Annotated in this window: 26 protein-coding genes; 9 read left to right on the top strand and 17 right to left on the bottom strand. The window is 64.8% G+C overall.

The genetic code is table 11. From position 1 onward, the window contains the following. Positions 1 to 696 (bottom strand): molybdate ABC transporter permease subunit, encoded by a 696-nt coding sequence (modB, locus tag FZ938_RS01520; protein ID WP_149196949.1) that lies wholly within the window; start codon positions 694 to 696, stop codon positions 1 to 3. Positions 697 to 706: 10 nt separating this feature from the next. Next, entirely contained in the window at positions 707 to 1,516 is an 810-nt protein-coding gene (gene modA, locus FZ938_RS01515; protein WP_149196948.1) for a molybdate ABC transporter substrate-binding protein, read from the bottom strand. Between the two features lie 203 nt (positions 1,517 to 1,719). Between modA and rpe the strand changes: the two genes are divergently transcribed. Next, positions 1,720 to 2,373 carry a ribulose-phosphate 3-epimerase gene (rpe, locus tag FZ938_RS01510; RefSeq protein ID WP_085089452.1) on the top strand — a complete coding sequence of 218 codons (654 nt, stop codon included), beginning with the start codon at positions 1,720 to 1,722 and terminating at the stop codon, positions 2,371 to 2,373. 115 nt (positions 2,374 to 2,488) lie between these two features. Here the strand turns inward: rpe and FZ938_RS01505 are convergent, their stop codons facing one another. Further along, entirely contained in the window at positions 2,489 to 2,929 is a 441-nt protein-coding gene (locus FZ938_RS01505) for a hypothetical protein (RefSeq protein ID WP_149196947.1), read from the bottom strand. Between the two features lie 213 nt (positions 2,930 to 3,142). Here FZ938_RS01505 and FZ938_RS01500 point away from each other — a divergent pair, with 213 nt between their 5' ends. Further along, entirely contained in the window at positions 3,143 to 3,400 is a 258-nt protein-coding gene (locus FZ938_RS01500; RefSeq protein WP_109049913.1) for a GlsB/YeaQ/YmgE family stress response membrane protein, read from the top strand. Between the two features lie 129 nt (positions 3,401 to 3,529). Here FZ938_RS01500 and FZ938_RS01495 read toward each other — a convergent pair whose 3' ends face one another. The 3 genes from FZ938_RS01495 to FZ938_RS01485 all read right to left on the bottom strand — a co-directional run bounded on the left by FZ938_RS01495 (position 3,530) and on the right by FZ938_RS01485 (position 5,891). Next, positions 3,530 to 4,330, bottom strand: coding sequence for a response regulator (locus FZ938_RS01495; protein WP_149196946.1), 801 nt, complete (start codon positions 4,328 to 4,330; stop codon positions 3,530 to 3,532). Positions 4,331 to 4,591: 261 nt separating this feature from the next. Continuing rightward, positions 4,592 to 5,179 carry a thermonuclease family protein gene (locus FZ938_RS01490; protein ID WP_246457417.1) on the bottom strand — a complete coding sequence of 196 codons (588 nt, stop codon included), beginning with the start codon at positions 5,177 to 5,179 and terminating at the stop codon, positions 4,592 to 4,594. Then, on the bottom strand, positions 5,154 to 5,891 hold the full coding sequence (locus FZ938_RS01485) for an SOS response-associated peptidase (RefSeq protein ID WP_149196945.1): 738 nt from the start codon (positions 5,889 to 5,891) through the stop codon (positions 5,154 to 5,156). Before FZ938_RS01485 ends, FZ938_RS01490 begins: the two co-directional genes overlap by 26 nt. A 200-nt stretch (positions 5,892 to 6,091) precedes the next feature. Between FZ938_RS01485 and FZ938_RS01480 the strand changes: the two genes are divergently transcribed. Together FZ938_RS01480 and FZ938_RS01475 are read left to right on the top strand one after the other, a co-directional pair. Continuing rightward, positions 6,092 to 8,425 carry a xanthine dehydrogenase family protein molybdopterin-binding subunit gene (locus FZ938_RS01480; RefSeq protein ID WP_149196944.1) on the top strand — a complete coding sequence of 778 codons (2,334 nt, stop codon included), beginning with the start codon at positions 6,092 to 6,094 and terminating at the stop codon, positions 8,423 to 8,425. A gap of 173 nt (positions 8,426 to 8,598) precedes the next feature. Continuing rightward, the gene (locus FZ938_RS01475; protein WP_211101029.1) at positions 8,599 to 9,294 is read left to right on the top strand and encodes an EAL domain-containing protein; all 696 of its coding nucleotides are present in this window, start codon (positions 8,599 to 8,601) and stop codon (positions 9,292 to 9,294) included. Positions 9,295 to 9,303: 9 nt separating this feature from the next. Here the strand turns inward: FZ938_RS01475 and FZ938_RS01470 are convergent, their stop codons facing one another. From FZ938_RS01470 to FZ938_RS01460, 3 genes are all read right to left on the bottom strand, one after another. Further along, positions 9,304 to 10,308, bottom strand: coding sequence for a hypothetical protein (locus tag FZ938_RS01470; protein ID WP_149196942.1), 1,005 nt, complete (start codon positions 10,306 to 10,308; stop codon positions 9,304 to 9,306). A 10-nt stretch (positions 10,309 to 10,318) separates the two neighbouring features. Further along, positions 10,319 to 10,897: a hypothetical protein gene (locus FZ938_RS01465; protein ID WP_149196941.1), complete on the bottom strand. Its 579-nt coding sequence runs from the start codon at positions 10,895 to 10,897 to the stop codon at positions 10,319 to 10,321. Between the two features lie 274 nt (positions 10,898 to 11,171). After that, positions 11,172 to 11,729 carry a GNAT family N-acetyltransferase gene (locus FZ938_RS01460; protein ID WP_149196940.1) on the bottom strand — a complete coding sequence of 186 codons (558 nt, stop codon included), beginning with the start codon at positions 11,727 to 11,729 and terminating at the stop codon, positions 11,172 to 11,174. Between the two features lie 90 nt (positions 11,730 to 11,819). Between FZ938_RS01460 and cysQ the strand changes: the two genes are divergently transcribed. Genes cysQ through rnhA form a run of 4 tightly spaced genes read left to right on the top strand, consistent with a single transcriptional unit; the run spans position 11,820 to position 14,911 of the window. Next, positions 11,820 to 12,596 carry a 3'(2'),5'-bisphosphate nucleotidase CysQ gene (cysQ, locus tag FZ938_RS01455; RefSeq protein ID WP_149196939.1) on the top strand — a complete coding sequence of 259 codons (777 nt, stop codon included), beginning with the start codon at positions 11,820 to 11,822 and terminating at the stop codon, positions 12,594 to 12,596. Beyond that, positions 12,593 to 13,399 (top strand): ferritin-like domain-containing protein, encoded by an 807-nt coding sequence (locus tag FZ938_RS01450; protein WP_149196938.1) that lies wholly within the window; start codon positions 12,593 to 12,595, stop codon positions 13,397 to 13,399. Before cysQ ends, FZ938_RS01450 begins: the two co-directional genes overlap by 4 nt. A gap of 55 nt (positions 13,400 to 13,454) precedes the next feature. Then, positions 13,455 to 14,438 (top strand): homoserine kinase, encoded by a 984-nt coding sequence (locus FZ938_RS01445; RefSeq protein ID WP_149196937.1) that lies wholly within the window; start codon positions 13,455 to 13,457, stop codon positions 14,436 to 14,438. Beyond that, positions 14,435 to 14,911: a ribonuclease HI gene (gene rnhA, locus FZ938_RS01440; protein ID WP_149196936.1), complete on the top strand. Its 477-nt coding sequence runs from the start codon at positions 14,435 to 14,437 to the stop codon at positions 14,909 to 14,911. The genes FZ938_RS01445 and rnhA overlap by 4 nt, the downstream gene beginning before the upstream one ends. Before the next feature lie 28 nt (positions 14,912 to 14,939). Here the strand turns inward: rnhA and FZ938_RS01435 are convergent, their stop codons facing one another. The 4 genes from FZ938_RS01435 to FZ938_RS01420 all read right to left on the bottom strand — a co-directional run bounded on the left by FZ938_RS01435 (position 14,940) and on the right by FZ938_RS01420 (position 18,895). Next, positions 14,940 to 15,587 (bottom strand): hypothetical protein, encoded by a 648-nt coding sequence (locus FZ938_RS01435; RefSeq protein ID WP_149196935.1) that lies wholly within the window; start codon positions 15,585 to 15,587, stop codon positions 14,940 to 14,942. A gap of 133 nt (positions 15,588 to 15,720) precedes the next feature. After that, positions 15,721 to 16,218 (bottom strand): peroxiredoxin, encoded by a 498-nt coding sequence (locus FZ938_RS01430; RefSeq protein WP_149196934.1) that lies wholly within the window; start codon positions 16,216 to 16,218, stop codon positions 15,721 to 15,723. A gap of 143 nt (positions 16,219 to 16,361) precedes the next feature. After that, entirely contained in the window at positions 16,362 to 16,715 is a 354-nt protein-coding gene (locus FZ938_RS01425) for a zinc ribbon domain-containing protein YjdM (protein WP_149197640.1), read from the bottom strand. An 89-nt stretch (positions 16,716 to 16,804) separates the two neighbouring features. Continuing rightward, complete coding sequence (locus FZ938_RS01420) at positions 16,805 to 18,895, bottom strand: protein-disulfide reductase DsbD family protein (protein WP_149196933.1); 2,091 nt, start codon at positions 18,893 to 18,895, stop codon at positions 16,805 to 16,807. A gap of 194 nt (positions 18,896 to 19,089) precedes the next feature. Between FZ938_RS01420 and FZ938_RS01415 the strand changes: the two genes are divergently transcribed. Beyond that, the gene (locus tag FZ938_RS01415) at positions 19,090 to 19,680 is read left to right on the top strand and encodes a YqgE/AlgH family protein (protein WP_149196932.1); all 591 of its coding nucleotides are present in this window, start codon (positions 19,090 to 19,092) and stop codon (positions 19,678 to 19,680) included. Between the two features lie 24 nt (positions 19,681 to 19,704). Here FZ938_RS01415 and moaE read toward each other — a convergent pair whose 3' ends face one another. The 4 genes from moaE to FZ938_RS01395 all read right to left on the bottom strand — a co-directional run bounded on the left by moaE (position 19,705) and on the right by FZ938_RS01395 (position 22,377). Continuing rightward, on the bottom strand, positions 19,705 to 20,157 hold the full coding sequence (gene moaE / locus FZ938_RS01410; RefSeq protein ID WP_149196931.1) for a molybdopterin synthase catalytic subunit MoaE: 453 nt from the start codon (positions 20,155 to 20,157) through the stop codon (positions 19,705 to 19,707). A 4-nt stretch (positions 20,158 to 20,161) separates the two neighbouring features. Continuing rightward, entirely contained in the window at positions 20,162 to 20,413 is a 252-nt protein-coding gene (moaD, locus tag FZ938_RS01405) for a molybdopterin converting factor subunit 1 (RefSeq protein WP_149196930.1), read from the bottom strand. 10 nt (positions 20,414 to 20,423) lie between these two features. Beyond that, complete coding sequence (locus FZ938_RS01400; protein ID WP_149196929.1) at positions 20,424 to 21,677, bottom strand: molybdopterin molybdotransferase MoeA; 1,254 nt, start codon at positions 21,675 to 21,677, stop codon at positions 20,424 to 20,426. A 70-nt stretch (positions 21,678 to 21,747) separates the two neighbouring features. After that, complete coding sequence (locus FZ938_RS01395) at positions 21,748 to 22,377, bottom strand: HAD hydrolase-like protein (RefSeq protein ID WP_149196928.1); 630 nt, start codon at positions 22,375 to 22,377, stop codon at positions 21,748 to 21,750. Between the last annotated feature and the right edge of the window lie 46 nt (positions 22,378 to 22,423).

The raw sequence follows: 22,423 nt of genomic DNA, 5'->3' as shown, positions 1-22,423 counted from the left end.
TCAGACCTGCCCGATCAGGCGGCGAACCCGGTTTGCCAGAAACTCCGACAGCATCAGCGCCATCAGCGCCACGCCGAAGGAAATCGCCGCCAGCCGCGCCGCCACCGCGTCGCCGCCCGGTTCCTGCGTCGCGGCATAGATCGCCAGCGGCAGGGTCTGCGTCTTGCCGGGGATGTTGGACACGAAGGTGATGACGGCACCGAATTCGCCCATCGCGGCGGCGAAGGCGACGATGGCGCCAGACAGCAGGCCCGGCGCCATCAGCGGCAGCAGGATGGTGAAGAAGCGGTCGACCGGCCCGGCGCCCAGCGTGCGCGCCGCCGCCTCCAGCCCGCTGTCGATGGCCTCCACCGACAGGCGGATCGCCCGCACCATCAGCGGAAAGGAGGTCACCGCCACCGCCAGCGACGCCCCTTCCGCCGTGAAGATCAGCTTGATGCCGAAAGTCTGGTAGAGCCAGCCGCCGACCACCCCCTTGGTTCCCATGGTCACCAGCAGGATGTAGCCGGTGACCACGGGCGGCAGGACCAGCGGCAGATGGACCAGTCCATCGACCAGCGTCTTGCCCGGAAAGGAATAACGGCCGAGCACCCACGCGGCGAGCACGGCCACCGGCAATCCCAACGCGATGGCGACGCCCGCGACACGCAGGCTCAGCAGCAACGCGGTGGTTTCCATCGGCGTCAGGAGTTCCATGCGGCAGAGCTTACGGTGCCTTGGGTGCCGGAACGAAGCCGAATTCCTTCCAAACCGCCATGCCGTCCGGCGATTTCATGTAATCGAGGAGGGCAACGGCCGCCGGACTCTTCGACGACGCCACCAAAGCCGCCGGATAGGTGATCGCCGGATAGCTGTCGGGCGGGAAGGTCGCGGCGACCTCCACCCCCGGATCGACGGCGGCGTCGGTGCGATAGACGATGCCCAGCGGCACCTCGCCCCGGCTGACCAGCACCAGCGCGGCGCGCACGCTGTCGGCCCGCGCCAGCTTCGGTTCGACCGCCGTCCATTGGCCCAGCGACTCCAGCGCCGCCTTGGCGTACTTCCCGACCGGAACGTTCGACGGGTCGCCGGTGGCGAGCCGCCCGTCGCCCAGCTGGTCCGCCAGCTTGCCGCCCTTGGACAGATCCGGCTTCAAGGGCGAACCCTTCGGCACCACCACCACCAGTTCGTTGCCAAGCAAATTCACCCGGCTGTCGGTCTTGATGAGATCGCGCTTCTGCAGATAGTCCATCCAGTCGAGATCGGCCGAGATGAAGATGTCGGCCGGGGCGCCATTCTCGATCTGCTTGGCCAGCGCCGACGAGGCGGCAAACGACGAAGTCACGGCGGCCCCGGTCTTCGCCTTGAACTGCTCCGCCAGCTTTTCCACCGCGTTCTTGGTCGAAGCCGCCGCCAGAACCAGCACGTCCTGCGCCATCGCCGCCGGTGCCGCGACCGTCAGGCCGATGCCCAGGACGACCGCCGAAACCGTCACCGAAAAACCGCGGAGCCCGAACTTCCTATCCTTCCCGACCATCGCCACCTCCTGCCGAATTCGATGCCTGACCTATATTCCAACGGATACAACGCTTCGCGGTTGCGGTAAAGCGTAAACGGTGCAATCCGCACCGTTGAGGCATGACGGCCATCCACATCATGTCATGACTTGCGTTGCGGCCCCGTGATAGGAAGTGCGGCGAATCAGCCCCTCTTCATCACTCCCTGCCCCAGGAAAGCCCCATGCGCGCCGTGAAGATTTCCCCCTCGATTCTCTCCGCCGATTTCGCCCGGCTGGGCGAGGAGGTCCGCGCGGTCGACGCCGCCGGCGCCGACTACATCCACATCGACGTGATGGACGGCCATTTCGTGCCGAACCTCACCATCGGGCCGGGCGTGGTGAAGGCGCTGCGTCCGCACTCCGCCAAGGTCTTCGACGTCCACCTGATGATCTCGCCGGTGGACCTGTTCATTCCGGACTTCGCCAAGGCCGGCGCCGACATCATCACCGTCCATCCGGAGGCCGGCCCGCACCTGCACCGCACCATCCAGCTGATCAAGTCGCTGGGCAAGAAGGCCGGCGTCTCGCTGAACCCGGCCACCCCGGTGGACGCGATCCAGCATGTGCTGGAGGACATCGACCTCGTCCTGGTGATGACGGTCAACCCCGGCTTCGGCGGCCAGAGCTTCATCAAGAGCCAGCTTCCGAAGATCCGCGACCTGCGCGCCCGCATCGACGCGCTCGGCAAGCAGATCGACCTGGAGGTGGACGGCGGCATCAACCCGGAGACCGCCCGTCTGGCGATCGAGGCCGGCGCCGACGTGCTGGTTGCCGGCACCGCCACCTTCACCGGCGGTCCGGAGCAGTATGCCGCCAACATCCGCGCGCTGCGTTGAACGAACCGTTCGAATAAATGCCGACGGCCCCGCAACGCTCCCCCGGATAGGAGAAGCGTTGCGGGGCCGCTTCGTTTCAGGCCGGACTGGTTACAGTCCGGCCGGCAGGCATGGGTCAGCGGGTCGGCGGCGTATAGGGCGCACCGCCATTCATACCGCGCGTGCTCATGTTGCCTTCCGTCTGCGATCCGGTGCCGGAATAGCCCGGAGCGGTATAACTGGGAGCGGTATAGCTGGAACCGGAGTTGCTGTAGCCGTAGGTCCCGGCGCTCGACCCGGAATAGGTGACGGGCGGGGTCATGCTCTCCGCCCGCTGTCGTTCGGCCAGCTGGCGTTCACCGATGCTCTCGCCCAGTACGACGACCTTGCCACCCTGCGCCGTGTCGGTGATCGGCAGGCCGCGGGCCGGCGCGTTCAGCGGCGGCACGCCGGTCGTCCCGCCCATCGTATAGCTGGAGCCGGCCTGCGGCGTCGTCGCGGAACCGGCCACCTGGGCCATCGCGCCGGTCGACAGCAGAACGGCACCCACAGCGGTGAAAATGAAGGTCTTGTTCATAACGCGTCTCCTAACAGTCGTCCGTGGCGGCACCGCAGTGCAACGCCTGAAACGTGATGCGGAGAACAGGGCCGGCCCCGGAAAGGTTCCCGGCCGGGTTTCGGTTACCCGAAGGCGAGTCACCCTAAAAGATCACGCATCTGCGAGAACCAAATGCGTCTCTGCCCGTTATTGGGCATGGGAAGACGGTCCCGCAACGGAAGGGAAATCACCATGGGCATTCTCTGGACGATCATCATCGGCTTTCTCGCCGGCATCGTCGCCAAGTTCCTGATGCCGGGTCGCGATCCGGGCGGCTTCATCATCACCACCCTGCTGGGCATCGCCGGCGCTTTCGTCGCGACATATCTGGGCGCCGCCGTCGGCTGGTATCGGCCTGGCGAGGGAGCGGGCTTCATCGGCGCCATCGTCGGCGCCGTCGTCATCCTGGCCATCTACCGCATGATCGCCGGCCGGCGGACGACGGTCTAAGGCGACGGCTGTGGTACGGATCGGCCTGATTGAAGGCCGGTCGCGACATAACAGTACAGGACAAAGGGACCACCGGTCGGCCGGCGGTCCCTTTTCCGTGTGTCCTTATTCCTGGCCGGATCGGCGACGTTACGCCAGCGCCACCGGCTGCGGCATGAAGATGGCGCGGGAGATGGCGGCCTGGATGCCGGCGTTGGTGAAGGGCTTCCGGACGATCTGCCCGAGATGGCGGGCATCGCCGGCCTGGATGTCGTCGTCGAAGGCGGTGACGAAGATGGTGCGCAGATCTCGCACGCGCTTCAGCCGCCGTGCAATCTCGATCCCGCTGCCGCCATCGGCCAGCCGGACGTCCAGCAGGGCCAGTGTCGGCTTTTCCGCCTTCATCAGGGCCAAAGCCTCCGGCTCGTTGCCGGCGGTCCCGCAGACGACATGCCCCATCTCGGCGACCAGCGCCCCTAATTCCATCGCCAGGAGGGCGTTGTCCTCCACCACCATCACCCGCTGGACCATGGCGCCGCGCACCCGCGCACGGGCGGTCTTCAACCTCTCGATCGCCTCTCCCGGCCGCAGCTGCAGCACCTTCGCCGCCTGCGGCAGGCTGAGGCCTTCCAGCGCGGTCAGCAGATACAGACGGCGATCGGCCTCCGGCAGTTCGGCAAGGGCGCGTTCGATGGGGTGCGGCGAGGGCAGCGGCCGGCCGGCCGGGCCGAAATCCTCCGAACGGTCGAACAGCAGGTTCAGCAACGCATACATCGACATCCGCGCCCCGTCGCCGCCACGGTCCAGACCGAAGCGCGAGGGCGCCATCATCGCGGCCTCAACACAGCGGGTCACCAGCGCGTCGCCACGATCAGTCGTGCCGGTCAGCGCCCGCGCATAGCGACGCAGCACCGGAACCACTTCGAACAATTCGCATTCGTAAACGAGCATACCCGTGACTCCGCTCCCCGACGGGAATTGCCGCTCTGGAATCGCGCCTCTCGAACCGTTCACCGGGGAAACGCGCGGCCCCTGTCGATTGATGTCAGCCACAGGCCCGGCTTTGGAAATCGCCTTCTGGAGATCGTCATTCGTTCCATTCGAATGCTATCATGGACGGCGCGGCGGTCGAATGGGAAATGGGGGTGCCGGCCGCCAACGGGCCATAGAGTCTTTGCGGCCGGCACAGCGCAACCGGCAGGCGGGATCCGATCACTTGGCCGTCTCGCGAAGCTGCCGGCTGCGCCATTGCCAGGGCTTTTCCACCTGCCCGGCCCACAGCCCCATGCGCTTGCTCTGGGCATAGGCCTCGCCCTTCTGGTAGGCCGGCGACAGGCTGGCATATTGAAAGGCCCAGCCGCGCGACACCATCGCCGCCCCCAGATCGACGCCGCGCACGCGGCATTCGCCCTTCTTCTCGCCGGTGCGGTCCTGTTCGGTGACGGTGCAGGTCACCTCCTCGCCCTTCACCATGTTGGCGAGCACGGCAGTGGCAACCTTGAAGCAGTCCAGTTCGTGACCGTAGCGGTTCCTGCATTTCTGCCCCGGGTCCGGCGCGTCGATGCCCATCAGCCGGACCGCGGTGCCGTTGATGGTCAGCAGGTCGCCCTCCACCGCCATGGCGGTGCCCTTGATGGTCTGGTCCGGCGTGTTGGCGATGGGGCCGCGCCCCTTGGCCGCCTGATTGGTCTGCGCGGCGACCGGTGCCGCCAGGGCCAGCAAGGCCGCCAGCAGCAGCCCCTTTCCCGGCCCCGCCACCATCATCTGCATCGTCTTAGAACAGGCTCGGCTGGTCATCATCGCCCGGCTTGCCCGTCGCCTTCACCGGAGCGGTATCCTGCGGCGGATCCAGGCAGGAGCAGTCGTCGTTGCGCACGCTGTTCACCTTCGGCCCCACCGGCACCACATCCAGCCATTCCTCCGGCGCGGAGCGGATCAGCCCCTCCAGCACCGGCAGCGGGGTCGACGGATCGAGCCATGTGTCCCAATCAGCGGGGTCGAGAACCACCGGCATGCGGTCATGCAGGAAGGACAGGGTCGCGTTGGTCGCCGTCGTCACCACCGTCGCGGTCTCCAGCGGCGGGTCGAGCGGCGGCGCGCCCTTCGGCCCGCGCCAGCGCTCCCACAATCCGGCCAGCGCGAACAGGCCGCGGTCGCGGCGACGGATGACGTGGCCCTGCTTGCGCGGCTTCGCCCCCTCCCCCACACTGGTCCATTCATAAAACCCGTCCAGCGGAACCAGGCAGCGGCGCTTGCGGAAGGCATCGCGGAAGGCCGGCTTGTCGGTCACCGATTCCCCGCGCGCGTTGATCATCCGCCCACCGATGGCTGGATCGTCGGCCCAGGGCGGCACCAGCCCCCAGCGGACCATCGCCAGATGGCGGCCGTCCTCCTCGCGACGGATGACGGGGATGTCCTGCGTCGGGGCGATATTCCACCGCGGCATCAGGTTCGGCCGTTCGGGCACGCCGAACACGCGCTGGACCTCGCTGACCGGGGTGGTGAGAAGCATGCGTCCACACATGTCCTGAAATATGGCCCTTGATGGTCGATTGCGCCAGCCGTTTGCCCCTGTCCTTGCGGGTCCATCCGACAATCCTTGCAGCGGACAACCGTCACCCATGTCGCCCGTCGGGGTTTCCCTGACGCTTAAGCCGGCCTATCTTCGCGGGGCACAACAATCGCATCGAACCGGAAGGCGGGAGTTCACCCATGAAGTTCGGCATCGGACAGGCGGTTCCGCGCACCGAAGACGCCCGGCTGCTGACCGGCGGCGGCCGCTACACCGACGACGTGTCCCTCCCCGGACAGGCCTATGCGGCCTTCGTCCGCTCGCCCCACGCCTTCGCCGCCATCGGCGCCATCGACACGTCCGACGCGCTGGCCCAGCCCGGCGTGCTGGCGGTGTACACCATCGCCGATCTCGACGCCGAGAATGTCGGCATGATCCCCTGTCAGGCGGTGCTGAAGCAGCGCGACGGGTCGAACTATGTCCGCACCCCACGCCCGGCGCTGGTCCGCGGCTTCGCCCGCCATGTCGGCGATCCGGTCGCCATGGTGGTGGCCGAAACGCTGGAGGCCGCGCGCGAGGCCGCCGAACTGGTGATGGTCGATTACGAGGACCGCGAGCCCGTCACCGGCACGCTGGCGGCGCTGGAGCCCGGTCGTCCGCTGGTATGGGACGACGCGCCGAACAACCTCTGCTTCGACTGGGACACCGGCGACGAGGCGGCGGTGGAGGCCGCGCTCTCCGGCGCCCATCGCGTCGTTGAGCTGGAGCTGGTCAACAACCGCGTCGTCGCCAACCCGATGGAGGGGCGCGCCTGCGTCGCCGGCGTCGAAGCCGGTGCCGACGGCGGTCCCGGCCGGCTGCTGATCTACGTCACCAGCCAGGGCGTGCACGGCCTGCAGAAGCAGTTCGCCAAGATCCTGAACGAGCCCGAGCAGCGAATCCGCGTGCTGACCACCGATGTCGGCGGCGGCTTCGGCATGAAGCTGTTCAACTATCCGGAATATGTCGCCTGCCTGTTCGCCGCCCGCCGGCTGAACCGCGCGGTCAAATGGGCCGCCGACCGGATCGAGGGCTTCATCAGCGACGATCACGGCCGCGACCATGTCAGCAAGGCGCGCCTTGCGCTCGACGCTGACGGCCATTTCCTGGGCCTGCGGGTCGATACCGTCGCCAATCTCGGCGCCTACCTGTCCAACTACGGTCCCTTCATCCCGACCGATGCCGGGTCGGCGATGCTGGTCGGCTCCTACAAGACGCCGGCCGTATATGTGCGGGTGAAGGGCGTCTTCACCAACACCCAGCCGGTGGACGCCTATCGCGGCGCCGGCCGTCCGGAAGCGGCTTATCTGCTGGAACGGCTGATCGACCATGCCGGCCGCGTCACCGGCCTCGGCCCGGCGGAGATCCGGCGGCGCAACTTCATCCCGCCGACGGCGATGCCCTATGCCACGCCGATGGGGCAGGTCTATGACACCGGCGAGTTCGTCCAGAATCTGGAAGACGGCCTGATCCTCGCCGACATGGCCGGCCTGCCCGCCCGCAAGGCGGAAGCGAAGGCCCGTGGAAAGCTGCGCGGCGCCGGACTGTCCACCTACATCGAAGCCTGTTCAGGCGGCGGGCCGGAGCAGGCGACCGTCCAGGTCAACGGCGACGGCAAGGTGGTGCTGATGATCGGCACCCAGACCAACGGCCAGGGCCACGAGACCGCCTACAAGCAGATCCTCGCCGACCGGCTGGGCGTCCCACCGGAAGACGTGGAGGTGGTGCAAGGCGACACCGACCGCGTCAGCTGGGGCGCCGGCACCGGCGGCTCGCGTTCCGTCCCCGTTGGCGGCTCGGCGCTGGCGGAGGGGGCGGCCAAGGTGGTGAAGGCAGCGACCAGCGTCGCCGCCGACCTGCTGGAAACCGCCGAGGTGGACGTGGAGTTCGCCGACGGCCGCTTCACCATCGTCGGCACCGACCGCTCGGTATCGCTGAAGGAGGTCGCGGCCAAGGCGGCGGCCGGCACGGGCGGCGTCGCCTTCTCCGAGATGGCGCGCTGGACCCCGCCGGCCAGCACCTTCCCCAACGGCTGCCACATCGCGGAGGTGGAGATCGACCCCGCCACCGGTATCGTCGAGGTGCTGCGCTACAGCGTCGTCGACGATTTCGGCACGGTCATCAACCCGATGCTGGTGATCGGCCAGATCCATGGTGGCGTGGCGCAGGGGCTGGGTCAGGCCCTGCAGGAGCGGGTGGTGTTCGATCCCGACAACGGGCAGCTGCTATCCGGCTCCTTCATGGACTACCAGATGCCTCGCGCGGTCGACATGCCGCCGATCGAGGTGAAGCTGAACAGCGTGCCCAGCACAACCAACATGCTGGGCATGAAGGGCGCCGGCGAGGCCGGGGCCATCGGCGCGCCGCCGGCCATCATCAACGCGGTGGTCGACGCGCTGTCCGACCTCGGCATCACCCACATCGACATGCCGGCGACGCCGGAATCGGTGTGGGCGGCAATCCGCAACGCTGAAACCCGAATGGCGGCGGAATAGGGGAAAGTCCTAACCGGAAGGTGTGGCAATTGCCACACCTCCGTCTGATGAAATTCATGGCATTGTTCCCTACCTGAAAGTGCAATTCTCGATCCGACAGGGGTAGGGCGATGGCGTTTGGCGACGGTGGGTGCGGCGGTCAATGTGCGGACCGCCTCGATCTGGACTTCACGATGGCGTTCCAGCCCATCGTCGACGTCGCCAATGGTGGTGTCTGGGCGCATGAGGCGCTGGTGCGCGGCACACAGGGCCAAGGGGCCGGCTGGGTGCTGGGCCAGGTGACCGATTCCACCCGCTACGCTTTCGACCAGTCCTGCCGCATCAAGGCCATCGAGCTTGCTTCGTCCCTGCCGATGAACGGCGCCCGCCTGTCCATCAACTTCCTGCCCAACGCCGTCTACAAGGCGGAGGCCTGCATCCGCGCGACGCTCGCCGCCGCCCGGCGCACCGGCTTCCCAACCGACCGCATCATCTTCGAGGTGACGGAGAACGAGCGGGTGGTGGACCACGACCACCTCAAAAGCATCTTCAACGAATACAAGCGCCAGGGCTTCCTGACCGCCATCGACGATTTCGGCTCCGGCTATTCCGGCCTGAACCTGCTGGCCGAATTCCAGCCCGACATCATCAAGCTGGACATGGAGCTGACCCGCAACATCGACAGCGCGCGCGCCCGGCGCAGCATCGTCAAGGCGATCCTCGCGGTGTGCGAGGATCTCGCCATCACCCCCATCGCCGAGGGCATCGAGACCGCCGATGAGGCCAAGACCCTGCGCGACCTGGGCGTGAACCTGATGCAGGGCTACCTGTTCGCCAAGCCGGCCTTGGAATCTTTGAAGCTGGATATCGATCTTACCAACCTTACATAGTCGATACCCTTAACGAGGTTCTAAATTTCCATTGGACGCACCACCTTCTGAAACATTCTTTTCAAGCTTCCCCCTTGACATTAATAAACTTGCCTTGCGATTCCTAATGAAAATTGCATTTTTCTCGAATATATCCGGGTGAATTCTGTGAATAGAGGCAAATTTCTTCTGCTTATCTTGCTCGATAAAATTAAACTCATCCCTTAGAGTCTGGTTTATTGCTTCTGCAATATCAGAGTTGCCGGAGACGATGTATTTGTCCACTAAGGCAACATCCGCATACATCTGTGCATCCAAGACTTCTTTCATTTTTTCAAACTGACCTAGTTTCATGAGTTTACGATAACGATCAGCGAATGACTGATCCTCCCTAGCCATCGCCTCATATTCTGCCATAATGGTAACAATATCTTCTTCCATGCCAAAGAGATGTTCAGGAAGAGTTGCCAATTCATAAGCAAATTGAAACCAATCTTTGGCAGCTCTCAATGTAAGCTGATGAGACTTGCCATTTCCTTCAGAGACGACAGCCTTCTTATAGATGTAACGCGCGTCAGAGATCTTCTCGAGAAGGGTGATCATATCAGCAGAAGTTTTTGCTTCCACGCCTTCAATGGAAGACATAGTTTTTGCCGGCTTATTTCTGAATATGTTTATAGACAATTCGTCTTCTGAAATTTTCGAGAGTGGTCGCAGAAGTACAACCTCCTGATCAGTGCGACCCTTATCTCGCCATTCCGCAACGAGAACGACTGGATTTTTCACAAGTGAAGCCACGTCGATTGAACGCAAATCGAGCGTTAGCTTGTACTCCGTAGGATTATCATCGTTTGGTTTTGTAACACGTGCAACGTGAGGCCCAGCGCGAAGTTGGATCTTACTCGGAAGGACAGCATCTAAAGGCAAAACGCTAACGTTCACGACAAACTCGCGAGCTTGTAACGGTTCCGTTACTCCACACCCCATCATCACCGCAACAGCAGTGAAGCAAAATGACGAGAGCGAGAACCGCATTCGTGACATTCTAACCTACCCCCTTAGAGCCTGTGACGTTTCTCGCAGATATCCCAAGTATAACCATCATATACATTAAACTAGTTTCTTGCACTCTACCAAAAAACACCTCCATTCTCTTGAAGGTATCGTCGAGTTCGTCTGGAGAGATCGCTGAATTTACAGCATCTTTCACAAACCGAGCCTCAGTTACCACCCCTAAATAGAGCGACAAAAACAAACCAGATATGACTAATATTAACAAGAAAATCATCGAAAAAGGCCTCTGACCCTTAAACGCAAAGATGGAAGCAATAGAGACTAAAGGCAGAAGCAATTTATGAAAAGCATTCAAAAAATTCTCCGGCTTGTCCGTAAACGAAATGAATATCGAAAGCCACTTTCCATCATCATCATATTGAACGCCACCTACAGTCTTGTACATAAAGATGTATAACGGCATATAATACAAAAAAAGAACAATAAAGCTAAAAGCGAAAGCTACCCAAAAATACCATCTGTTTTCTTCTGAATAAATTAACTCGCCATTAGTATTTTTGCTTTCACTCTGCGCTAAGGGAGGCTTTTCACTATCTTTCTGCTCGGTCAAAGCACCCTCCTTCCCAAACTTATGATTTCACACCGAAAAAATCAATAATAAGGCCCGCCTGATTAACACAAGGCGCCTCATATGTCCAATAGGTAACCGCGTAGACATTCAAATTGCCGCCAAGGGCGGGATATACCAAAGCGACAAGGTTGGTTATTTATGGGCTGCGTGGTAAACGCATGGGCTTATCAATATACAACAAAGAAATTTCATGGAAATAATTAATGCGAAATCGAAGTATCTAAATAGAAATCTAATGAAGAATCAGCGACGTCTATTTTTTTGAAACAGTCATTGTCATATAGCTCATCCCGCCGCCATAGCTCGCCAGCTTGGCCTCCAGCGCCGGTCCGCCATCCGCATAGGGTGCGAAGCCGACGCGGTCCCAATAGCTCCGCGCACCCGGCGTCGAGGTCAGCGCCAGCCACCTCCACCCCTCCCGTGCCGCCAGTCCATGGGCATAGCCCAGCACCGCCGCCCCCAGCCCGGTGCCGCGTGCCTCCGGCAATAATGCGATGTCGTGCAGGTACAGGCAGTCCGCATCGGCCGACAGGCTGCCCAGCGGCGTGTCGAGCGGCGGCGGCACCCCCAGCTTGCCCGGATGCATGACGCCGTAGCCGATGGCCTCGCCGCGGCATTCCGCCACACGACAGCCGGCGGGATAGAGCGCCAGCCGCTCCTCGAACACGCCGCGCTCCTCCGGATAGTCCGGATGAACGATGTCCGCGATTGCCAGGATCCGGTCCAGATCGGCCGCGGTCATAGCACGCCATAGGGCCGATGCGCCGTGGCCGTTCGGCCGCCCGATGTCCGACAATTCCCCGGCCGTCATCCGCCTTCTCCGTTCCACACCCGTTCAAGAGCTTCCGGCCCGCCTTCGGGCAGGATATGCTGACTCTTCATACCATAGGGAGATTACCCCATGCCCGATGCCGCTGTGGCGAGCCTGCTGCCGACGGTCCGCACCATCGCCCACGAGGCCGGCCAGGTCATCCTGCGCTTCTACAACGACGGCATCGACGTCGCCACCAAGGTTGACGGCAGCCCGGTCACGCAGGCCGACCAGGCGGCGGAGGCGGTGATCGTCCCGGCGCTGCACCACCTCCTGCCGGGCGTACCTGTCGTCGCGGAAGAGGCGATGGCCGCCGGCCACAAGCCCGACATCTCCGGCGGCCGCTTCTGGCTGGTCGATCCGCTCGATGGAACCAAGGAATTCATCTCCCGCAACGGCGAGTTCACGGTGAACATCGCCCTGATCGAGAATGGCGTCCCGGTCCTGGGCGTCGTCTATGCCCCCGCCACCGGCGACATGTACACCGCCGCCGGCCCCGGCACCGCCGTCCATTGCGCGGAGGGCCGCCACGACCACCCCATCGCCGTCCGCAACCCGCCGCCCGACGGGCTGACCGTCGTCGCCAGCCGTTCCCACGGCAGCGGTTCGGTACTGGAGGATTTCCTCGGCAAGTACACGGTCAAGGACCGGGTGTCCTGTGGCAGTTCGCTGAAATTCTGCACGGTTGCGAGCGGCAAGGCCGACCTTTATCCCCGCTTCGGGCCGACCAGCGAGTGGGACACCGCCGCCGGCCACGCCGTCCTAATCGGCGCCGGCGGCCGGGTGGAACAACCGGACGGCTCGCCGCTGGTCTATGGCAAGGACGACATCCTCAACCCGCACTTCGTCGCCTACGGCTGGAAATGACCTCGTCCATATCGTGCCTGGGTGAGGCGGCGACCGCGGTGCTGACCACCGCGGCGCCGCTGGAGAAAGTGCGCCTGACCCGCCTGCATGCCGCCGCCTGGCGCGACGGCCTGCTGTCGCCCGCCGTGCCGGCCCCACCGCCCGACCGCCCCGCCCGTCCCGACCGGCCGGAGTTGAAGCTGCCGCGCGACATGCCCAAGCGCGGGCGCGGCGGCAGCGCGCAGAACCGCATCGCACTGCTGCATGCGCTGGCGCACATCGAACTGAACGCCATCGACCTCGCCTGGGACATCGTCGCCCGATTCGCCCCGCTCGGCCTGCCGAAGGGCTTCACCGACGACTGGATCCAGGTGGCCGACGACGAGGCCCGGCATTTCCAGATGCTGGAATCCCGCCTGAATGCCCTCGGATCCTCCTATGGCGACCTGCCGGCCCATGACGGGCTGTGGCAGGCGGCGACGGAGACCGCGCACGACCTCGCCGCCCGGCTGGCGGTGGTGCCGATGGTGCTGGAGGCGCGCGGCCTGGACGTCACCCCCGACACCGTGCGCCGCCTGCGCGACTTCGGCGATGCCGAGAGCGCCGACCTGCTCCAGACCATCCATGACGAGGAAATCAGCCACGTCGCCGCCGGCCGCCGCTGGTTCGTTCATCTCTGCGCCGAGCGCGGAGCCGAGCCGGTCGCCCTGTGGCAGGAACTGGTCGGCCGCCATTTCCGTGGCGGTTTGAAGCGCCCCTTCAACACCACCAGCCGCCAGTTGGCCGGCTTCGGCCCGGAATATTACGAGCCGATCACGCCCTGAATTTTGATTGTGGAAATTGACCGCAGGCCGGAAACCCGGTAAGGCGCTGGACACCATGGCCGTATACACCGAAGTCACCGACGAGGATCTCAGCACCTTCGCCGCCCAGTACGATCTGGGCGCGGTGCTGTCGTGCAAGGGCATCGCGGAGGGGGTGGAGAATTCCAACTTCCTGCTGGTGACCGAACGCGGACCCTACATCCTGACGCTCTATGAAAAGCGCACGCGGAAGGAGGATCTGCCCTTCTTCCTCGGCCTGATGGAGCATCTGGCGGAGAAGGGCATCGCCTGTCCGCTGCCGGTGCCGGGGCGCGACGGCGTGGCTCTGCGCGAGCTGTGCGGCCGCCCGGCGGTGATCGTCACCTTCCTGGCCGGCATGTGGCCGCGCCGGATCATGCCGCAGCATTGCGCCCAGTTGGGCGAGGCTCTGGCCCGCCTGCATCTGGCGGTCGGCGATTTCCGCATGGAACGGCCGAACGCACTGGCCCTGCCCGGCTGGAAGGATCTGTTCGCCAAGTCCGCCGAACGCGCCGACGAAGTGGCGCCGGGCCTGCGCGCGACGCTGGAATCGGAACTGGCGGCGCTGGAAGCCAACTGGCCGATCGGCCTGCCGGCCGGTGTCATCCATGCCGACCTGTTCCCGGACAATGTCTTCTTCCGCGGCGAAAGCCTGTCCGGCCTGATCGATTTCTATTTCGCCTGCAACGACTTCTTCGTCTACGACGTGGCGATCTGCATCAACGCCTGGTGCTTCGAGATCGACGGCTCCTTCAACGCCACCAAGGCGCGGCTGCTGCTGTCCAACTACCGCAAGGTCCGTCCGCTGTCCCGCGAAGAGCTGGACGCCCTGCCCTGGCTCTGCCGTGGCAGCGCCGTGCGCTTCCTGCTGACCCGTCTCTATGACTGGCTGAACCACCCGCCGGGCGCCTTCGTGCGGCCGAAGGACCCGCTGGAATATCTGCGCAAGCTGCGCTTCCACCAGTCGGTCCGTGGCCTGGGCGACTATTTCCTCGACGATTCCGACGCAGGCGGGCGATGACCGACGACTCCACCCCGACCGAATCCGGCCGTAAGACCGTCGACATTTTCACCGACGGCGCCTGCAGCGGCAATCCCGGCCCCGGCGGCTGGGGCGCCATCCTGCGCTATGGCGAGGTGGAGAAGGAGCTGTATGGCGGCGAGCCGGCCACCACGAACAACCGCATGGAACTGATGGCCGCAATCATGGCGCTGGAAGCGTTGAAGAAGCCGGTGACCGTCCGCCTCTTCACCGACAGCGAATATGTGAAGAACGGCATCACCAAGTGGATCCATGGCTGGAAGGCCAAGGGCTGGCTGACCGCCGACAAGAAGCCGGTGAAGAACGTCGACCTGTGGCAGCGCCTGGAAGAGGCGAAGCGGCAGCACGAGATCGAATTCCACTGGGTCCGCGGCCACGCCGGCCACCCGGAGAACGAACGCGCCGACGAACTGGCGCGCCGTGGCGTGGCCGACGTGCGGGCGCAGGGCTAGCGTATAACCCTTTGTATCCCAATCCGCCTTAACGTGTCAGAACCCAGAAGCAAGAAGCAAATCGGATCAACTGATCTTCAGATTCAGAAACTCTATATGTATATGACTCTGGCCCCCCATCCTCGCCATAACGGTAAATTCCGTCTTTGGATCTCTGATAATTGAGTCCGAAAGACTTTTCACCAATGTTATGCGCCCTGGTATCAACTCTTTCAGTCGCGGATTTGCGCGCACCGTCGCCATTGGCCACCAAAAATGCCATGCCTACGTATTGAATTGTCGAACTTTTTGGCGACTTCTTCAAAGCAGATCGCAAGCGGGACAGGTCACTCGCTATCGTCGCGTGAGCATTGATAGTTCTTTTTACTTCAATAGCTCCGATCGGCGCCTCAGACGTGTCATAAACAAAAATATCAAATCGTCCAGCTTCGTTAAGTGCTTCAGGGAACTTTCCACGCCCCAGAGCACCAGCTTCACTCATCGACTCTCTGATGTTGGCTTCTGGCTTTACCCAACCGACAGACTTCAGTTTCTTCAGACTACGGTACAATCCGGCTGTCAGAAGATATTCGGGCATGAGATCGCAACTGATCCCGCTGATCTCTTGAAATTCGTTGCAAACCTCACCCAGAGATTTGTGGACGCATTTGATTAATGCATTCAGGGCCAATGTCATAAAGTGTACTCCCAAAGGACGGCAATGCAATCCTTTGGGAGATTTTTTCCGCTGTCAATCCCGTATACGTATTGACATTAAGAGACGAGATCAACTCAGCGTATACGCTATACCCCTACATTCTCCCCAAAGATCAAACCTTCTCCAGCACCGCCTCGGCCGACGACACCTCGAACTTGCCGGGGGCCTCGACGGCGACGTGGGTGACCTTGCCGTCCTCCGCCACCAGGGCGAAGCGCTGGCCGCGGGTGCCCAGGCCGTGGGCGGAACCGTCCATGGTCAGGCCGAGAGCCGTGGTGAAGGTGGCGTTGCCGTCCGGCAGCATCTTCACCTTGTCGCCGACGCCGCCCTTGTCGCCCCAGGCGCGCATCACGAAGGGATCGTTGACGGCGAGGCAGATGATGCTGTCCACGCCCTTGGCCTTCAGCGCGTCGGCCTGCTGGACGAAGCCCGGCAGGTGCTTGGCGGAGCAGGTCGGGGTGAAGGCGCCGGGGACGGAGAACAGGACGACCTTCTTGCCCTTGAACAGCTCGTCCGTCGTCACTTCCTGCATGCCGTTGTCGGTCAGCCACTTCAGCGTGACAGACGGAATGGTATCGCCAACCTGGATGCTCCCAGCCTGATTGCTCATGGTCTCTAACCCTTCCGATTTTATGGGTTTGACCCGTTTTCCGGGTTCGGTCGGGCCCCTGTTGCTGAGCCCGGCCCTGCATCCCTTCTATCCCCCGCGGCGAATGGCCGCAAGGCGCGGTTGACCCAACTCAACGGCCAAGCTCACACCTTCTTCACGAACTCCGATTTCAGGTTCATGGCGCCGATGCCGTCGATCTTGCAGGCGATGTTGTGGCCGTCGGCGCCGTCCGTCAGACGGATGTTCTTCACCTTGGTCCCGCCCTTGACCACCAGGGACGACCCCTTGACCTTCAGGTCCTTGATGACCGTGACGCTGTCGCCGTCGGCCAGCGGGTTGCCGTTGGCGTCGCGCACGCCCAGCCCCGCTTCGGCATCCGTCGCCGCGGCGGCCGTGTCGGGGTTCCATTCATGGCCGCAGTCGGGGCAGTTCCACAGGCTGCCGTCGTTATAGGCGTTCTCGGAGTTGCACTGCGGGCAGTTGATCTGATCGTCCATCATCGTCCTCATGGCACGGGAGAAGATCCCGGAGCCGCCCTGTTACCGCAGAATAGCCGCAGCGGCCATAGGCCTTTTCCCAATCGCGCTCAGGACGACTTGCCCGCCGCCTTGCCCAATGCCTCCAGCACCGCGCCGTCGCTGAGCAGTTCCGGCAGGGCGATGCCGTCCGGCGCGCCGGGGCCGTAGACGATGTTGAAGGGGATGCCGTACCGGCCATGGTCGGACAGGAACTTCGCGATCGTCGCGTCCGGCCGGGTCCAGTCGGCGCGCATCGCCACCACGCCCTTGTCCTCCAGCCGCTCGGCAACCTCGCCACGGTTCAGGACCAGCTTCTTGTTGGCCTGACAGGTGATGCACCAGTCGGCGGTCACGTCGACGAACACGGTGCGGCCGGCGGCGACATGGTCGCGGATCGTCGATTCGACGAAGGGAACCCAGCGCGCCTTGCTGTCGCTGACCACCGGCGCCGCACCGGCCGACGGGCCGACCGCGGCCGGCATGGCGAAGGCGGCAACCGCCAGCACACCGGCCAGCGCCGGGCCGGCGGTCCGCGCCGCGCCGCGTGCGCTCCGCCCCACCCACAGCGCCAGCACCAGCGCCGCCATCAGCAGCCCGACCGTCGCGGCAGCCACCTCGCCGATCTGCGCCGTCAGTACCGACAGCAGCCAGACCGCCGTCAGCATCAGCGCGAATCCCAGCACGGTCTTCAGTGTCGCCATCCAGCGCCCCGGTTTCGGCAGCCACCCGGCCACCCGCGGCCACGCCGCCACCGCCAGATAGGGCAGAGCCAGCCCGACACCCAGCGTCGCGAAGATCGCATAGACCTCCACCGGCCCCTTCGACAGCGCGAATCCCACCGCCGTACCCAGGAAAGGCGCCGAACAGGGGGTCGCCAGCAGGGTGGCGAACATGCCGGTGGCGAACGGCCCGGCCAGCCCGTCGCCGCCCAGCCGATCGGCCAGCGCGCGCGGCAGCGGCACCTCGAACAGGCCCCACAAATTGGCCGAGAACAGCGTGACCAGCACGACCATGAAAACCAGGAACAACGGCTGCTGGAACTGGATGCCCCAGCCGACCGCCCCGCCCGCCGCCTTGATGCCGACCAGCGCCGAGGCCATCAGCAGGAAGGAGGTCAGGATGCCGGCTGCGCTCGCCAGGAATCCGGCGCGCACCGCCGCAGGCGCCCGTCCGCCATGCTTGACCACCGACATCAGCTTCAGCGACAGCACCGGCAGCACGCAGGGCATCAGGTTCAGGATCAGCCCGCCCAGCAGCGCCACCCCCAGCATCGCCGCCAGACCGACGCTGCCGGGTGTCGGCGCGGCAGAACCGGCAGATGCCGTCACCGGCGCCTCGACCGCCTTGTCACCGTCGACCAGGGTCAGCGTCATCGCCCGCCCGGCCAGATCCAGCCCCGGCTGCGGATCGGTCACCGTCAGGGTCAGGCGGACATGGCGGTCATTGTCGGAAAAAACCGCCTTGGGGGCGGAAAAGGTCAGGGCAGGATCGGTCTCGACGAACAGGTCGGGGGTGACGAAGCCGTCGGCGGCGGTCGCCTCCACTTCCAGCGACGAACCCTTGCCCTGCACGGAATCGATGCGCAGCAGCCCGTTCGGTCCCTTCGGCACCAACGCCTGCGCGCGCGCCACATCGTTGGCGACCTCGCTGGGGTCCGCCGGTCCGGCCGGCAGCGCAAGCGCGAGGTCCAGCGTCTGTGGCACGCAGATCTCCGAACAGACCAGCAGTTCGGCGGTCAGCGCCAGATCGACCGGCTTGCCGGGCGTCGCCGGCGCCCCCTGGATCGGGAACAGGACCGCGGTGTCGTATCCCGCCGTCTCGAATCCCAGGACGGAGAAACGGTGCGGCGCCGGATAAGAGAGCGTCGCCTCGCCCAGGTTACCCGAGCGGCTCCAGTCCAGGCGCGGCGCGAATCCGGCATCGCCGGGGGAGCGCCAGTAGGTCTTCCATCCCGGCTCCAGCCGCAACTCCAGCCCCAGCGGCAGCGCCGTCAGGTCGCCGGTGCCGCGCACCGCGGAAACCAATCGCGCCTCCACCGGCCCGGCCTTCGTCCAGGCTCCAATCCCGTCCCCTGCCTCATTGCCCTGGGCAAAAGCGGGTGCGGCGCCACCGGCCGGCACGGCCAGAAGCAGCAGGAGGGCGAGGGCATGTCTTTTCATCGCGCGCACTGTTCTCTTCCCTGGAAGGGGCGCATCGGCGTCCCCGACACCCTATATGATAGCCCATATAATGGTGACAAAGCTCGGCCGGTGCTGTCACACTCCGGTGAAAGCGTCGCCAGAGCGCCAACCACAACCCACCGTAGGGACGGGCGCGGTCATCCGCACCGAACCGACGACAAGGATAATCGCCCATGCCGCGCCTGACCAAGTCTCCGGACTCCAATGCCACGGAATCGCTGACCGGCCAGCTGCTGATCGCCATGCCCGGAATGGAGGACCCGCGTTTCCAGCGTACGGTCATCTATGTCTGCGCCCACAATGAAGACGGCGCAATGGGTCTGGTGGTGAACCGGCTGTTCGGGTCGATCACGTTCGAGGATCTGCTGGAACAGCTCGACATGGACATCCCGCAGCCGACCCACAACCTGCCGGTGCATTACGGCGGTCCGGTCGAGTCGGGCCGCGGCTTTGTCCTGCACTCCACCGATTATGTCCGCGACGGCACGCTGGTGGTGAACGACGACGTGGCCCTGACCGCCACCATCGACATCCTGCGCGCCATCTCCGAAGACCGCGGCCCGCGCCGCAACCTGCTGCTGCTCGGCTACGCCGGCTGGGGTCCGGGGCAACTGGACGCCGAATTCCAGGCCAACGGCTGGCTGAACGTGCCCTGCGACGAAAAGCTGCTGTTCGACACCGACCTGGACGCCAAGTGGGAACGGGCCATCGGCAAGCTTGGCGTCAGCGTCTCCATGCTGTCGGGCGAGGCCGGGCACGCCTGAGCGCGCCCAGCCTGTCCTGATATCTCACTGCGCCCACCGTGCCGCTGCCGCGTCGTCGCTTTCCTTGGCCTCGACCCAGCGCTCGCCCTCAGGCGTGGCTTCCAGCTTCCAGAAGGGCGCCTTGGTCTTCAGCCAGTCCATCAGGAAACGGCAGGACTCGAAAGCGGCGTCGCGGTGGGCCGACGCGGTGGCGACCATCACGATGCGGTCCCCCGGCTCCAGCCGGCCATAACGATGGATCACCAGCACATCGTCCAGCGGCCAGCGGCGCCGCGCCTCCTCCTCGATGGCTTCCAGCTGACGCTCGGTCATGCCGGGATAGTGCTCCAGCGTCATGGCGCTGACCGCCGCGCCGCCGGCGATGTCGCGCACCAGACCGACGAACATCGCCACCCCGCCGATGCTGGTTCGGCCGGCGGTGAAGGCGGCATATTCGGTGCCGACATCGAAATCCTCGGCCTGGACGCGGATTGCCATGCCGTCAGCCCCCCGTCACCGGCGGGAACAGCGCAATCTCATCGGTCGCGGAGATCGGGTGGTCGTAGGGCACATGCTCCTGGTTCACCGCCACCTTGACGACCTTGCTGTTGGCCAGCGCCTCGGCGTGGCGGGGGCTGCGGGTCTTCAGCCATTCGACGAGAGCACCGGCCGTGGTCACCTCCGCCGGCAACTCCACGGTCTCGGTCGGCACGCCGATCTTGCTGCGCAGCCAGGCGAAATAGAGAATCTTCATCACGCGACCTCTACAGGAATTCTTTGAAAGGCAGGAAATCGACGGTCATGCCGGGCTCGACCCCGGCCAGATCCTCCGGCAACTCGATCAGGCCCTCGGACTCGACCAGCGACGACAGCACGCCGGCCCCGTCGCGCGGGTATTTGGACGCCACCAGCGCGCCATCCTCACCGCGGGCCAGCGACCCGCGCAGGAACTCACGCCGCCCCGGCTTCTTCTTGTGCGCGAAGGCTGCGCGCACCGGGATCGCCCGCGGCGCCTCGTCCGCCGCCCCCATCAGCCGCAGCAGGATCGGCCGGGCGATGCGCAGGAAGGTCACCACCACCGCCACCGGATTGCCTGGCAGCCCGACGAACACCGCCCCGCGCACACGGCCCAGCGCGACCGGCCGGCCAGGCTTGATCGCCAGCCGCCAGAAATCCAGCCGCCCATTGGCCTCGACCGCCGGCTTGACGTGATCCTCCTCCCCGGTGGACATGCCGCCGGAGGTGATCAACGCATCATGGCTCGCCGCTGCCTCCGCCAGAGCGTCGCGGATCGTCTCGAACCGGTCGGGCAGGATGCCGAGGTCGGTGACGGCGCAGCCCAGCCGGGTCAGCAGCGCGATCAGGGCGAAGCGGTTGGCGTCATAGACGGCGCCGGGCTCCAGCACCTGACTAGGCTGCCGCAACTCGTCGCCGGTGGAAAACACCGCCACCCGCAGGCGGCAGCGCACCTCCAGCACCGCATGGCCCAATGACGCCGCCAGCGCGATGTCCTCTGGCCGCAGGCGGCGTCCGGCGGCCAGCACCACCGATCCCTCGCGCACATCCTCGCCCGCCAGCCGCCGGTTTACGCCGCGGCGGATGCCCGCCGGCAGGGTGACGGTGGCGCCGTCGCTGCGGCAATCCTCCTGCATGAACACCGTGTCCATGCCCGGCGGCATCGGCGCGCCGGTGAAAATGCGCACCGCCTCCCCCCGCACCGCCGGCCGGCCGAGCCACTGCCCGGCGGCGACCCGCGCCGTCACTGGCAGCACGGAAGCCCCATCGGCGGAGAGATCGTCGAAGAACACGGCATAGCCGTCCACCGCAGCATTGTCGTGCGGCGGCACGTTGAAGGGCGCCACCAGATCGGCGGCCAGCACCCGGCCGAGCGCGTCGGACAGCGGCACGATCTCGGTCGCCGTCACCGGCCCGACCCGTCCGGCCAGCAGCGCCAGCGCCGGCTCCACCGCCATCATCGGCCCGCCGAAGGCGAAGCAATCATTGTCGAGTTGCACCATGGCCGCCACTCTAGTCCGTCGCGGCGTCCGGTGCGAAGAGGGAAAAGGCGTCCTTTCCGGGACGTGGCACTCAGTCGCCGAACAGGCCGGGAATCTCCTCCACCCGCGTCAGCAGCCGGTCCGGCCGCCGCGCCGCCAGCGCATCCTCGCGCGCATAACCCCAGGCGACGGCGGCGCAGCCCATCCCCACCTTCCGCGCGGCGTCGATGTCGCGCACCTCGTCACCGATGCCGATGGCAAGCTCCGCCGGAACACCGGCCGTGCGCAGCATCTTGCGGAACTTCGCCGCCTTGCCGAACAGCGAGGCGCCGCAGCCGTAATGCGCCACCCGCCCGGCCGCCTCCGGCCCCAAAATACCGCGGATGTTCTCCACCGAGTTCGAACTGACGATGGCGACGGTCATGCACCTGTCGCTCAATGCCCGCAGCATCTCCGGCACACCGTCGAACAGCCGGATTCCGTCAATGTCGCGCGCCATCAGCTGCCGCATGTGATCGGCGATGAAGGGCAGCTTCCAGTTCGGCACCCGCAGGTGCCGCATGATTTGCCGCGCGTCATAGCCGCGCAACCGCTCCACCTCGTCCGCCTGCACCCGATTGAAGCCATAGCGGTCGGCGACGCCGTTCAGGACGCCGATGAACCAGGGAAAGCTGTCAGCCAGCGTCCCATCGAAATCGAAGATGGCGAGCTTGTAACGCAAGGATGAGAACACAAACTCTGCTACATTAGATTTGGTCGACTTTGTT

The organism is Azospirillum oryzae (assembly GCF_008364795.1).
Taxonomy (GTDB): Bacteria; Pseudomonadota; Alphaproteobacteria; order Azospirillales; family Azospirillaceae; genus Azospirillum; species Azospirillum oryzae.
Note: the sequence above shows the minus strand (reverse complement) of the source record. Positions and strands in the feature narration are given on the sequence as shown.